The 13305-nt window shown below is 66.4% G+C and carries 13 protein-coding genes and 1 tRNA gene; 7 read left to right on the forward strand and 7 right to left on the reverse strand.

What is annotated here, in order from left to right; genetic code table 11:
• The first annotated feature begins 23 nt into the window (after positions 1–23).
• Positions 24–875, forward strand: a complete 852-nt coding sequence (locus tag ACW5CM_RS10175; RefSeq protein ID WP_438254926.1) for a hypothetical protein — start codon at positions 24–26, stop codon at positions 873–875.
• 54 nt (positions 876–929) lie between these two features.
• Positions 930–1002 (forward strand) — tRNA-Ala (locus ACW5CM_RS10180).
• Between the two features lie 62 nt (positions 1003–1064).
• On the opposite strand, the gene ACW5CM_RS10185 is transcribed toward ACW5CM_RS10180, so the two are convergent.
• A complete protein-coding gene (locus tag ACW5CM_RS10185; protein ID WP_457124923.1) occupies positions 1065–1946 on the reverse strand; it encodes a metallophosphoesterase family protein in 882 nt (293 codons plus the stop codon).
• Between the two features lie 27 nt (positions 1947–1973).
• Positions 1974–2894 (reverse strand): AEC family transporter, encoded by a 921-nt coding sequence (locus tag ACW5CM_RS10190; protein WP_439255929.1) that lies wholly within the window; start codon positions 2892–2894, stop codon positions 1974–1976.
• A 145-nt stretch (positions 2895–3039) separates the two neighbouring features.
• Between ACW5CM_RS10190 and ACW5CM_RS10195 the strand changes: the two genes are divergently transcribed.
• A complete protein-coding gene (locus ACW5CM_RS10195) occupies positions 3040–3174 on the forward strand; it encodes a hypothetical protein (protein WP_438254930.1) in 135 nt (44 codons plus the stop codon).
• Between the two features lie 139 nt (positions 3175–3313).
• On the opposite strand, the gene ACW5CM_RS10200 is transcribed toward ACW5CM_RS10195, so the two are convergent.
• A complete protein-coding gene (locus tag ACW5CM_RS10200; protein WP_457124924.1) occupies positions 3314–4090 on the reverse strand; it encodes an IclR family transcriptional regulator in 777 nt (258 codons plus the stop codon).
• A gap of 52 nt (positions 4091–4142) precedes the next feature.
• Between ACW5CM_RS10200 and hutH the strand changes: the two genes are divergently transcribed.
• The 3 genes from hutH (at position 4143) to hutI (ending at position 8648) form a co-directional block, all read left to right on the forward strand.
• Positions 4143–5699: a histidine ammonia-lyase gene (hutH, locus tag ACW5CM_RS10205; protein ID WP_457124925.1), complete on the forward strand. Its 1557-nt coding sequence runs from the start codon at positions 4143–4145 to the stop codon at positions 5697–5699.
• The gene (gene hutU, locus ACW5CM_RS10210; protein WP_457124926.1) at positions 5692–7356 is read left to right on the forward strand and encodes a urocanate hydratase; all 1665 of its coding nucleotides are present in this window, start codon (positions 5692–5694) and stop codon (positions 7354–7356) included. The genes hutH and hutU overlap by 8 nt, the downstream gene beginning before the upstream one ends.
• Positions 7357–7478: 122 nt before the next feature.
• Positions 7479–8648 (forward strand): imidazolonepropionase, encoded by a 1170-nt coding sequence (gene hutI, locus ACW5CM_RS10215; RefSeq protein ID WP_457124927.1) that lies wholly within the window; start codon positions 7479–7481, stop codon positions 8646–8648.
• 169 nt (positions 8649–8817) lie between these two features.
• Here the strand turns inward: hutI and ACW5CM_RS10220 are convergent, their stop codons facing one another.
• Entirely contained in the window at positions 8818–9720 is a 903-nt protein-coding gene (locus ACW5CM_RS10220) for an arginase family protein (RefSeq protein ID WP_457124928.1), read from the reverse strand.
• Position 9721: 1 nt separating this feature from the next.
• Complete coding sequence (locus ACW5CM_RS10225) at positions 9722–10999, reverse strand: DUF445 domain-containing protein (protein ID WP_457124929.1); 1278 nt, start codon at positions 10997–10999, stop codon at positions 9722–9724.
• 79 nt (positions 11000–11078) lie between these two features.
• On the opposite strand from ACW5CM_RS10225, the gene ACW5CM_RS10230 reads away from it, so the two are divergent.
• Positions 11079–11351: a metal-sensitive transcriptional regulator gene (locus ACW5CM_RS10230; RefSeq protein WP_438254938.1), complete on the forward strand. Its 273-nt coding sequence runs from the start codon at positions 11079–11081 to the stop codon at positions 11349–11351.
• A 1-nt stretch (position 11352) separates the two neighbouring features.
• Here the strand turns inward: ACW5CM_RS10230 and ACW5CM_RS10235 are convergent, their stop codons facing one another.
• Together ACW5CM_RS10235 and ACW5CM_RS10240 are read right to left on the reverse strand one after the other, a co-directional pair.
• Positions 11353–12546 carry an acyl-CoA dehydrogenase family protein gene (locus tag ACW5CM_RS10235; protein ID WP_457124930.1) on the reverse strand — a complete coding sequence of 398 codons (1194 nt, stop codon included), beginning with the start codon at positions 12544–12546 and terminating at the stop codon, positions 11353–11355.
• Positions 12543–13301 (reverse strand): alpha/beta fold hydrolase, encoded by a 759-nt coding sequence (locus tag ACW5CM_RS10240; protein ID WP_457124931.1) that lies wholly within the window; start codon positions 13299–13301, stop codon positions 12543–12545. Before ACW5CM_RS10240 ends, ACW5CM_RS10235 begins: the two co-directional genes overlap by 4 nt.
• Positions 13302–13305 lie beyond the last annotated feature (4 nt).

The following is a 13305-nucleotide window of genomic DNA, read 5'->3' on the forward strand; positions in this document are numbered from 1 at the left end:
CACGGTCGCATACCGTTGTCCCTATGAACGGGCCAGTACTGAGCGGGGGCGTCATCGTCCTTGTGTCGGTGTTGCTCTGGATGCTGTACCTTTTGCCCTCCTGGCGCGGCAGGTACCAGTACAACTCGTCAGAAAGAAACGCGGTGCGACTGAATCAGGCACTGCGTGTGCTGGCGGAGACGAGTGAGACACCCGGCGAGGTGCACCTCGAACTCAACGCCCGCACTGCGCTCGCCCAGCAGAAGCTGGCAAGACGGCTGCAGTCCGAGAAAGAAGCTGGAGAGCTCGTGCGTCTGCGCGCCGAGCTTGCTGCCGCTCGAGCGGATCCCATTGTTCGTCAGGCTCGTGCCCGCCGCACAGTGCGGATGACGGCGACCGTGCTGCTGCTGGCCGGTCTTGTGCTGGCAGGGCTCGGAATCTGGCAGGTCGTCACCGGCGGCGCGCAGCTGATGATCTGGCTCGGTGGAGCACTCGCTCTGGTGGCCGCGGTCACACTGCAGAAGATGACAGCTGTGGCACGTCGCATCGATCGCCTTCCGGTGCGCAGCGTCGCCACCGACACTGCACCGCGCGTCTCGCCGCCGCTGCATGACCAAGGGCGTGCAACGTGGACGCCACGGCCGCTGCCTGCGCCGATGGCCTCGGTGAGCGGTTCGCTCACCCATACCGCGCGGGCCGAGATCGAAGCCACCCAGGAGCTGCGTCGTGCCGAACGCGTCGCGCGCCTGCGTGAGCGCGCCGAGCAGATGGGGCCGCCGGCACCGGTTGCTCTTCCTGCCGCCCAAGCCTCGCCATACGCGCAGATGGGTTTTGTGGATGACGCGGAGATCGAAGAACACGTGCGCCAGTTGCTCACCCGCCGCGCTGTCGGGTGATCGCGCCCTCGTCGCTGTCCCTGTTTCCGGCGTGATAATCTAGCTGAGGTTCTTGGGCCTATGGCGCAGTTGGTAGCGCGCCTCGTTCGCATCGAGGAGGTCAGGGGTTCGAATCCCCTTAGGTCCACACTGTGTTGAGACAGTAAGAAGAAGCCCCGCCGACAGGCGGGGCTTCTTCGCTTTCCGGTGTCAGTGCGGCCGACCGGCATCCTGAATGATCTGCTCGACGACCTGGGCATCGAAGTGGAAGACTTCGTCATCGGGCGTCAGACGTTCGAGGAACGGCACTACTCGGACGCGTGCGCCATCGATCTCGACCAACGCGCCGCCGAAGGCATCGATCGCCGACTCCTCGGCAGCGTCGGCGAAAGTGCGGGAGACGTTCGCCACCCCTGCGGTGACGACTACGGGAACGCCGTCGACGAATTCGACGATTGGCGCGTGGTAGTGGCCGGAGAGGCTGACGCGCACATCCGTGTCGCGCGTGATGTCGATGAGGGACTGGGCGTCTTCCTCGTCGAGCGCGAGAGCCTGCAGCAGGTCAGTGTGCGCACGAACCGGCGGATGATGGATCACCACGACTGTGCCGTGCTGGGCGGGCGTGGACAGGGCGTCGCGCAGGAACTGCTGCTGGGGGGCATCCACCCGCCCGTAGCCTGCGCCCGGCACCGAACTGTCCAACACGATCACACGCCATCCACTGCTCTCGGCGGTTGAAGCCACCGGACGATCGAGGTCGATGCCTGCGAGCTCCTGCTCACCGGCATCCGGCTGTCCGCCACCGAGGACCGCACGAAACGTGTCCCGACGATCATGGTTTCCCATCGCGAATACGAGGCGCGCACCTCGCGCCAGAGCCCAGGGGAGCACCGCATCGTGAACCTGCCGGTACGACTCTTCGGAGCCGTCGTCGCTCACGTCTCCCGAGATGACCACGAGATCGAACAGCAGATGACCTACGTGCGACAAAGCCCGCTGCAGATGTTCACGGGTGTCAACCACGCCGTAGTGGCGGCCGCCGTCGCCGGCGAAATGGGTGTCGCTGAGATGCAGGATGCGCAGACTGCTCATGGCGACACTCTGCCAGAAGTGCGCCAGTCAGCCCAGCAGCAGTGTTGCGATGAGCAGTACCGGCACACAGCCGACCGTGGTGATGAACACCGTGTCGCGGGATATCGGCTCGGCGATATCGTAGCGCTGTGAATAGTTGAAGACGTTCTGCGCGGTGGGAAGAGCTGCGAGCACGACGATGATGAGCACCTCGTGGGTCGACAGGCCGAACAGGAACTGTGCGACCACCCAGGCGATCAGTGGCATCACCAGCAGCTTCAGAGTGCTGGCCAGCAGCACATCACGGCGGTGGCCTGCGGTGCCCAGAACCTTCTGCCCGTGCAAGGAGATGCCGTAGCTGATCAGCAGTACGGGAACGCAGGCGTTGGCCAGGAGTGTTGCCGGTTCCATCACGATCGGCGGCAGATCGATACCGATCACGGAGACGAGAGTTCCCAGCACGGAGCCGAGGATGATCGGATTCGTCACCGTGCGCACGACGGTGCGGATGGGGGAGGTTCGACCACCCGTGATGGTGTCGAGAATGGTCAGCGAGATCGGTGTGAAAACCAGGAGCTGCATGAGGATCACCGGCGCGGGATAGGCAGCGCTTCCGAGCAGGTAGAGCGAGAGGGGAATGCCGATGTTGTTCGAGTTGACCTGGCCCGCAGCCAGGGCGCCGATCAGCGTCTCGCCGACGTTCCGCTTCCAAACGAGCCTAGCGACGAGCGTGTGCAGAGCGATCACAGCAACGGCCGCGACCGCGGACGCCGGCAGCAGCGCGGAGAAGAGCATGGATGCGTCGGCTTGAGAGAGCACCGTGAACAGCAGGAACGGCGACAGGACGAAGAACGTCAGCCGGCTGAGCACGTGACGTGCGTGCGGGCCGAGCAGATCGATGCGGCCGAGGATGTACCCGACGGCGATCGCGACTGCGACAACGGCGAAGCCGGTGAGTGTATCGAGCACGTTCTGAGCGTAGTGGCTCCGAGTGAGCGCGCCGGTTTCGCGAGCACGTTTTTTCCTTCTCATCGGGAAATTTGACTTACCTGCAGGACTGGCTATGGTCAGTGGTGACACCCGCCCAACCGCCCGAAAGGGGAAGCGAGTCCCGATGGCTGGAAAGACGCCCACTACACGAGCAGGAAAGAAGGCAGCCAAGCTGTCGCCGAAGGAGAAGCGCGCGGCCAAGCGCGAAAAGCAGGAGCCGGAGAGCTTCCTCAAGCCCCGCAAGGGTGCGGCCGGCTGATCTACGGAGAGATCCGGCTCCTCGGAGGGGGTCGCGGGCGAGTACGCCTGCGGCTCCCTCCGCATTTTGTCAGCGCAGTGCGATCTGTGCGCGCGCCAGCATGCGCGCCGCTGCAGCACTGTCTCAGTTCTGCGACAGATCAGTGGCGCAGTCTCCGCTGGAGATCTGCCGCCGTCTGGATGACCGCGCTTGCCGCATCGGATTCTGCGGGACCGGTATCGCTCGCCCATGTGACCGCGACGGCGGCCAGCGGCCATCCTGATGCGTCTTGCACCGCAACACCCACCGAGCGCATGCCCTCCGTCACTTCGCTGTCCTCCGACGCGAAACCGGCGGCGCGGATGCTGCGCAGCAATTCACGAAGCGCCCGGGGCGTCGAGGGGCCACGGTCGGTGCGGGTGGAGAACACTCCGGCGTTCGGATACAGCGCCCGTACTTGCTCACGGGGAAGGGCCGCAAGCATCGCACGTCCGGTCGCCGTCAGATGCGCTGGCAGCCGCACACCCACATCGGAGACCAGTGCCGGACGCCGGGGGGCACGCTCTTCGACGATGTAGACGACATCGCTGCCGCTCAACACGGCCAGGTGCGTACTCTGTCCCAGCCGGTCGGCGAGCGCCGCGACCAGAGGTCGACCGAGCCGGGCCAGTGGCTGCTGGCGGGCGAATCCGCCGGCGAGCTCGGATGCCGCGATGCCCAGCGCCCATCGTCGTTCCTCGCGCAGGTGCAGCACGAACCCGTGCGCGGCGAGCGTATTGAGCAGGTGGTGCACAGTCGACCGGGGAAGGGCAAGCTCGCGAGCGATCGCGGATGCCGCGACGGACGCGGGGCGCCCGGCCAGATACCGCAGAATGCGCAGGGTCTGGTCGGCAGCAGGAACCTGCGTGCCGCTCCTATTGTCTGGTATCACAGACAAAGGATGTCACGCGCCCCTGTTCGTCGCCACTGCCAGGGTGTGGAATCAAGACATGGCAGAGTTCCCCCACACCCACGCGGACGGCGCCGTGCGCGTCGGCGCCGACGTCCTGAGCCCGGCCGACGTCGTGGCGATCGCTCGCTACGGTGCGCAGATCGTGCTCGATGACGCCGCACTCGACCAGATCGCCGAGACCCGCGGCATCGTCGACGCGCTCGCGGCAGACCCGGATCCGCACTACGGAGTGTCCACCGGCTTCGGTGCGCTCGCGACGACGTTCATCGCGCCGGAGCGCCGGCACCAGCTGCAGGCCAGTCTCATCCGCTCACACGCTGCCGGAACGGGGGCCGAGGTTGAGGCCGAGGTCGTGCGGGCCCTGCAGCTGCTGCGGCTGCAGACCCTGGCATCCGGTCGCACCGGCGTACGTCCCGTCGTCGCTGAAACCTACGCCGCCATGCTGAACGCAGGTGTCACCCCTGTCGTCAGGGAATACGGCTCGCTGGGCTGTTCTGGCGATCTCGCACCGCTGGCGCACATTGCACTGGCAGCGATGGGCGAGGGGAACGTGCGCGTTGATGACACCCTCCAGCCCGCATCAGAGGCGCTCGCGACCGCAGAAATCGAACCGCTCGTCCTCGTGGAGAAGGAGGGGCTCGCCCTCATCAACGGCACGGACGGCATGCTCGGGATGCTGCTGCTCGCCCTGCACGACCTCGAAACCCTCGTCACCACCGCAGACCTGGCGGCGGCGATGTCGATCGAGAGCCAATTGGGCACGGATGCCGTGTTCGCCGCTGATCTGATGGCGCTGCGCCCGCAGGTCGGGCAGGCACAATCGGCGGTGAACCTGCGTATGTTTCTGGCGAACTCGCCCATTCTCGCCAGCCACAGGGGCCCGGAAGACGGCCGAGTGCAGGACGCGTACTCGCTGCGCTGCTCACCCCAGGTACACGGGGTGATGCGCGACACGATGGCACACGCCGCCACCATCGCCTCGCGGGAACTGGCGAGCGTGATCGACAACCCCGTCATCACCGTGGACGGACGCATCGAATCGAATGGCAACTTCCACGGGGCTCCGGTCGCGGCCGTACTCGACTTCCTGGCGATCTCGGTGGCCGATGTCGCCAGTGTCTCCGAGCGCCGTACCGACCGCGCGCTGGATCCCGCCCGCAACCGCGGCCTGCCGCCGTTCCTCGCACATGAGGTCGGCGTGGACTCCGGGCTCATGATCGCGCAGTATGCCGCAGCGGGGATCGTCTCTGAGCTGAAGCGCCTGGCCGCTCCAGCATCCGTCGATTCGATACCGTCATCCGCGATGCAAGAGGACCACGTCTCGATGGGATGGTCTGCGGCCCGTAAGCTCCGTCGAGCGATCGACGGGCTGACACGGGTGATCGCGATCGAGGTGCTCACGGGCGCTCGCGCTCTCGACCTTCGTGCGCCGCTTTCGTCTGGAGCCGCCACCGGAGCCGTCCGCGACCTCGTCCGCACAGTCGTCGAGGGCCCAGGCCCTGATCGCTTCCTCTCACCCGAGATAGAAGCGGTCACTGAGCTCGTCCGATCGGGCGCCGTTGCCCGCACCGCGAAGGAGAACGCCGATGTCTGACAAAACCCCGCTGTCTCATAGGGGCATCCATGCCGCTCGTGGCAACGAACGCACCGCTCAGAGCTGGGGTGCGGAGGCTGCCAAGCGCATGCTGATGAACAACCTCGACCCGGACGTCGCCGAGCACCCCGAAGAACTCGTCGTCTACGGCGGTACGGGCCGAGCGGCGCGCAGTTGGGAAGCGTATGACGCGATCATCCGCACGCTCGATGAGCTCGAGCCCGATGAGACCCTGCTGGTGCAGTCGGGAAAGCCAGTCGGAGTCTTCCGCACGCACGAATGGGCGCCGCGCGTACTGATCGCGAACTCGAACCTCGTGGGCGACTGGGCGACGTGGCCGGAGTTCCGCCGACTCGAGGCGCTCGGGCTGACCATGTACGGACAGATGACCGCGGGGTCGTGGATCTACATCGGCACACAGGGCATTCTGCAGGGCACCTACGAGACATTTGCGGCGGTGGCGCGATCGCTGGGTCGGGACTCACTGGCGGGGACCTTGACGCTCACCGCCGGTGCCGGCGGGATGGGCGGCGCTCAGCCGCTGGCCGTCACGATGAACGGGGGAGCGGTGCTCATCGTCGATGTCGACGAGACGCGCCTCGCCCGTCGTGTCGAGCGTCGCTACCTCGACGAGTACACCGTCGACCTCGATCACGCTGTCGCGCGTGCGCTTGCGGCAAAGGATGCCGGTGAGGCGCTCTCGATCGGGGTCGTCGGTAACGCGGCCGAGGTCTTCCCGGAACTGCTGCGTCGTGGCATCCCGATCGATATCGTCACCGACCAGACCAGTGCGCATGATCCGCTTGCCTACCTTCCGGTGGGGATGCCGGTGGCGGAGTGGAAGGCCGAGGCGGAGCGCGATCCTGAGGAGTTCACACGCCGCGCGCGCGAGTCGATGGCAGCGCACGTTGCAGCGATGGTGGGATTCCAGGATGCCGGGGCGGCCGTGTTCGACTACGGCAACTCGATTCGGCGAGAGGCTGAACTCGGCGGGTTCGAGCGGGCCTTCGCATTCCCCGGATTCGTGCCGGCGTACATCCGTCCGCTGTTCGCCGAGGGCAAGGGGCCGTTCCGATGGGTGGCGCTGTCGGGGGACCCGGCCGATATCGCCGCAACCGACCGTGCGGTGCGAGAGCTGTTCCCCGAGGATGCGGCGCTGCACCGCTGGCTGGATCAGGCGGCGGAGAAAGTGCAGTTCGAGGGCCTTCCGGCGCGGATCTGCTGGCTCGGGTACAAGGAACGGCACCTCGCGGGGCTGAAGTTCAATGAGATGGTGGCGTCCGGCGAACTGAAGGCACCGATCGTCATCGGTCGCGACCACCTGGATGCCGGTTCCGTTGCCTCGCCGTACCGGGAGACAGAAGCCATGGCTGACGGTTCGGATGCGATTGCGGACTGGCCGATGCTGAATGCACTGCTGAACACGGCATCCGGCGCGTCATGGGTCTCGCTGCACCATGGCGGAGGCGTCGGAATCGGGCGGAGCATTCATGCCGGGCAGGTATGTGTCGCCGACGGCACTGCGCTCGCCGCAGAGAAGCTCGAGCGCGTACTCACCAACGACCCGGGAACGGGTGTGATGCGCCACGCCGATGCCGGATACGAACGTGCCCGCGAGGTTGCCCGCACTCGCGGCCTAAAGCTCCCGATGCCATGACCCCCCACCCCCCACACCCCCACCCCACCCCACCCCACCCCGTGCGAGTGGGCGCTCGTGGCTCGGTTTCGCGGGATTTTCGAGCCACCAACGCCCACTCGACGACTGATAAGAGGTAGATGATGCGCACCTTGATCTCGAACATTGGGGAGCTGGTGACGAACGCCGACGCGGGGATTCTGCGTGACGCGGCGGTGCTCATCGAGGACGGGCGCATCGCATGGGTCGGGCCAGCAGCATCCGCCCCCACCACTCATGGGCAGGAAATGGAGGTGGTGGATGCTGGGGGACGCGCGATCATTCCGGGATTCGTCGACAGCCACAGTCACATCGTGTTCGCCGGCGATCGCGCTGCCGAGTTCGCGGCGCGGATGGCGGGGGAGAAGTATTCCGCCGGCGGCATCCGATCCACCGTTGCCGCCACGCGCGCGGCCAGCGACGATGCGCTGCGCGCGCGGCTGCGGGGATTCATTGATGAGATGCGTGCACAGGGCACCACCACCGTCGAGATCAAAAGCGGCTACGGGCTCGACGTCGACACCGAAGAGCGGCTGGTGCGCCTTGCCGCGAAGGTCACCGACGAGGTGACATTCCTCGGCGCGCATGTGGTTCCTTCCGAGTACGCCGATCGGCCGGATGACTACGTCGACCTCGTCGTCGGGCCGATGCTGGATGCCTGTGCCCCCTACGCGAAATGGATCGACGTGTTCTGCGAGACGGGTGCTTTCACCGTTGCTCAGTCCCGCCGCGTGCTCGAAGCCGGAATAGCTCGTGGCCTGATGCCGCGGGTGCACGCCAGCCAGCTCGGACCGGGCGGCGGAGTACGCCTTGCAGTCGAACTCGGCGCAGCATCCATCGATCACGGCACGTATCTGACCGATGAGGACGTCGCGGCGCTGGCTGGTTCCGACACGGTGCTGACGCTGTTGCCCGGTGTGGAATTCTCGACCCGTCAGCCGTATCCCGACGCCCGGCGCCTCATTGATGCCGGCGTCACCGTCGCGATCGCGTGCGACACGAACCCCGGCTCGAGCTTCACCTCATCGATGCCGCTGTGCATCGCCCTCGCTGTGCGTGAGATGGGGATGACACCGATGGAGGCGCTCTGGGCGGCAACCGAGGGAGGCGCCCGGGCGCTGCGCCGGGATGACATCGGCATCATCGTCCCCGGTGCCCGTGCCGACCTGGTGCTGCTTGATGCTCCGAGTCATGTGCACCTCTCGTACCGACCCGGTGTCCCGCTGGTCCGGACCGTGTGGAAGGACGGTGCGCGGGTCTTCGACCGTTCATAACTCCTGAAGAACGACGCCAGCAAGGGGGAAAACCGGCCGAGATTCGACATCTCTGGCCATTCTTCAGGAGTTGTGCACGCAGAAGGTGTGCACGCAGGAGTTGTGCACGCAGAAGGTGTGCACGCAGAAGGTGCGAACGCAGAAGGTGTGCACGCAGAAGTGGCGAACGCTACACCGCGCGCCGCGCGGCGAGACCTGCCAACAGCTCCAGCACGCACAGAGCGGCGAGACGCACGGTCCGAGCATCGGCGGCATCGGCGGTCGCGTCGACCTCAGCGATGTCGGCGCTGACCACACGATGATCGACAGTGACTGCCCGGCTGAGCGCTCGCAGCTCCCACGCGGCCAGGCCGCCCGGGACACTCGCCGGGCAGCCGGGGGCGACAGAGCGGTCGCAGACATCCACATCGATATCGAGATGGATGCGTGACCGAGAGTCCGCTCCAGCGATAGACAATGCCTCCTCGACGACGGCATCGATGCCGCGACGCCGCACCTCGTCAACAGTGATGACCCGGATGCCCCAGGCCTCAGCCCTGCGCGCGTATGCTGCCGAGTTCGCGAAATCGGCGATGCCGATCTGCACGATCCGCGTCGGATCGATGCGAGAGCCGTCCGGTGCATCCTCGATGAGGCGGCGCACCGGTGACCCATTGGAGACGCCGTCGCGCAGATCGAAGTGCGCGTCGAATGTGATGAGGCCGTCGGCCCCAGCGCCCTGCGCGACCGGATAGGTCAACGAGTTATCGCCGCCGAGTGCGATGACGAAAGCCGGCGCCAACTCCTGCATGCGGGCGATGACCGAGGCGATGCCGCTGTCGCCGTCCGGCTCATCGATGTCGCCGGCATCGGCGATCCGCAATGCGGCGTTCAGATCCACGGCGGGCGGTCCCATGAGCGTTGCGCTGTACCGTCGCAGCGCTTCACGGATCGCGCCGGGCGTGGCATGCGCGCCGGTGGGGGACAGCGATGTCCGCCAGGTGGGAACGCCCAGGAGCACAGCGTCTGCCGCACCGTCGAAGGAGGGCCAGCCGCCGGCCCGGGGCCAGAGCGCGTCGTAGGAAAGTGCCATGTCAGACTCCTGGAATCACAGCGTGGGCGATGGTGAAGATCGCCAGCCCCGCGAGGGCTCCGACGACCGTGCCGTTCAACCGGATGTACTGCAGGTCCCGGCCGACCATGAGCTCGATCTTCTCCGTCGTCTCGGCCGGATCCCAGCGCTCGACGGTGTCGGTGATGATCGAGGCGATGTCGTGCCGGTACCGGTCAACGAGGAACACTGCGGCGTCGGAGACCCAGGTATCCACGCGCTTCTGCAGCGCAGCATCCGTCGTCAGCCGCTCGCCAACCTCCTGCACGGCCTGCGCCGCGCGTGCACGCAGACCGCTCGCCGGATCCGCGAGAGACTTCAGCAAGCCTGCCTTCGCGGTGTTCCAGGCATCCGCTGCCAGCGCACCCACGCGGGGGCTGTCGAACAGCGATGCCTTCGCATTCTCCAACTTCGCGCGGGTGGCGGGATCGGTCTGCAGGTTGTCGGCGAGGCGACCGAGATAGCCGTCGATCGCCAGGCGGGCCGGATGCTGCGGGTCTGCCTGCACAGCATGAACGAACTTGACGGCCTCGTGATAAACCGTGTCGTCGACGAAGCGGTGCGCGAGGCGCGGCACCCACGATGGCAGCCGCCGCGAGACGAGGCCGGTGAATGATTCGGCGTTGGAATCCAGCCATGTCGAGATGCTGTCTGCCGCGAGGTCTACGGCGCCATGGTGGGCATCTGCTTCGACGATCTTCTCGAGCCAGGCGCCGACGGGTGGGCCCCATTCCGGATCGACCAGATGCTCGCGGGCAAGGTCGGTGATGAGGTCGCGGACGTCATCGTCGCTGAGCGCGTTGAGGACGGCAGTCGCGATCGTCGCACCTTCGGCTGCGACCCGCTCAGCGTGCGCCTCCTCGCGCAGCCACTCTCCGGCGCGCCGGGCGATGGCTGTGCTGGCGAGCTTCGTGCGCACCACATCAGCGGCGAGGAAGTTCGTCTCCACGAACTCGCCCAGGGTGCGCCCGATCTCGTCCTTGCGGTTCGGAATGATCGCGGTGTGCGGAATCGGCAGGCCCAGCGGTTTCCGAAACAGCGCCGTGACGGCGAACCAGTCGGCGAGGGCACCGACCATGCCGCCTTCGGCTGCGGCACGGACATATCCCAACCATGGATGCCGGCTCTGCAGCCAGAACGCGATTACGAACACGACCGCCATGAACACCAGCGCGCCGACCGCGATCGCCTTCATTCGGCGCAGCGCCCGCAGGCGCTCCTGGTCGGCAGGAGAGAGGAGGGCCATCGGAGTGCGCGGCATGGTTGTCATCCTCGCACGCGCTCGGCCGCTGAGTCCTTCGGCAGGCCCGCAAGTGCCTGTCGAAGGGTACCCTCAAGAGGTGATCGAAGACATCAAGAAGCGCGCTCTGCACCGCACCAGCATCCTCGAAGGGCAGCTGCGCGGAGTCGCCAGGATGATCGAAAGCGAGGAGTACTGCATGGATATCATCACGCAGTCCCGCGCAATCCAGAAGTCACTGGAATCCCTCAACCGTCTCCTGCTCGAGAATCATCTGCGCACCCACGTGACGCATATGTTCGAGGAGGGCGGCGATGAGCGTGAGCAGGCCGTCGGTGAGCTGTTGAAGGCGTTCGACTTCGAGCGGAAGTAGCTCAGGGAACGGTAGGCGGGCCCAACAGGGCACTCGCTGCGGTGGAGTGCGCCGACTCCGGGTCGGACGGATGGAACATGCCGGCCAACACGTCGCGGTAGAGGCGGGAGAGCTCGTTCGATGAGAAGTATGACCCGCCGCCCGCGGTCAGGATCGCTTCATCGACCACGCTCTTCGCCATCGTCACAGCGCGGTGCTTGACGCCCGACAACAGGGTGAACCAGCGGGCGCCGTGGTCTGCCTGTTCGTCGACGTCGCGAGAAAGGGCAGTGATCTGCGGCGGGAGAGCGTCGTAGGCGAGGCTCATCTCGGCGATGCGCCAGCGGATGTCGGGATCCTGGCTGTAGGTCAGCCCGGTCTTCTTCGACGTGCGCTTCTGCACGGTGGCGACAGCAAGATCCAACGCGCGCCGGGCGATGCCGGTGTAGACCGACGCGAGCAGCAGTTCGAACACGCTGAAGATCCCGAAGATGATCGGGTCGGGGCCGGGCCCCGGATCGATGCGGCGAACCACGTGCTCCGGGCGGGCGAGCGCGCCATCGAGGACTGTGGTTCTGCTCTGCGTGCCGCGCATGCCCAGGGTGTCCCAGTCATCTTTGGTGGTGACCGCATCGGTGCGGTCGATGAACGCGAACACGAGCTTCGGAGCATCCGGTGACGTCGTATCGAGGCCGTGCAGACCGAGCTTCGTCCACACGGGCGCGAGTGAGGTGAAGATCTTGGTGCCGGTGAAGGCGAAGCCGCCGTCCGGCTGCGGCGCGGCGTCGGTGTCACTGCCGAACAGCACCAGGTCGTTTCCCCCCTCGCTGATCCCGAAGGCGAACACCTCGCCGCGGGCTGCTCCGTCCTGGACGAACTCCATCCCGGTGATGCTGCGGTCGCTGAAAACCTTCGCGACGCCGGTCCAGACGAGGTGCATGTTGATGGCCAGCGCGGTGGCCGGCGATGCGGTCGCGAGTCGCTGCTGCAGAACTGCCGCCTGCTCGAGACCGAGCCCTGCGCCGCCGCGCTCGGTGGGGACGAGGATCTTCAGATACCCGGCATCGCGAAGCTCCTCGAGGTCCTGTTCCGGAAAGGTGTTGTGGCGGTCGTGGATCGGCGCCCGCTCACGGATGCGCTCGAGCAGATCGTCGGGCAGGTGGGTTGCGGGATCGAAGGTCACTTCGACTCCCGTCGGTCGCTCAGTACGTGTCATGCGAGTGCCTCCAGAATCTGGTGGATGGTGTCGTCGGGCTTGTCGCGGTGCGGGGAGTGCCCCGCGCCGGTGACAACCGACATCGAGATCTTCGCGTTGGCGGTGAGTACCGATTCGGCGGTGGCACCGGTGAACAGACTGTAGATCTTCGGGTCGGCGCCGATGATGTGCGTGGGGATCGTCAGGCGCGCAGCATCCGCCCGCACATCCCAGGGCGTGTTCTGTGCACTGGTCTGCTCAACCGCCCAGCGGCTCGCCCGGTTGACGGCGTCGACTTTGAGTTCGATCTCCTGCGGATGCCAGTGCGGATGCTCCTCTTGCACGACCTCGGTGCGGTTGTCTGCGAACGCCCGCTCCTGGCTGCGCCGGATGATGGTCTCGTCACGGCCTTCAACGAGGATGGCCGGGTCGATGAGGATGAGCCTGTTCGTCCACGAGGGATCGGATGCTGCCGCAACTGTGCTGGATGCGCCGCCGAGTGAGTGTCCGATCACGGCATCCCAGGCACCGCCTCGACCGGGCAGGGCGGCACCGAGGTCAGCAGCGTAGGCGGGGATCGTGTAGTCCAGAGCTCGTGGAGCGTCGCCGTGACCGCGAAGATCGACAGCGACGGCATGCCAACCGGCATCGGCGAGCGCTGCGCCCAACCGCCACATGAGCGCGGCAGACGAGCCGAGTCCGTGCACGAGAAGCGCCTCGTGGGCGGCATCCGATGATCCCCACGAGATTCGGGGCAGCTGAACGGGGGCGGGCATATCT

The organism is Microbacterium wangyouchuni, from assembly GCF_054072595.1.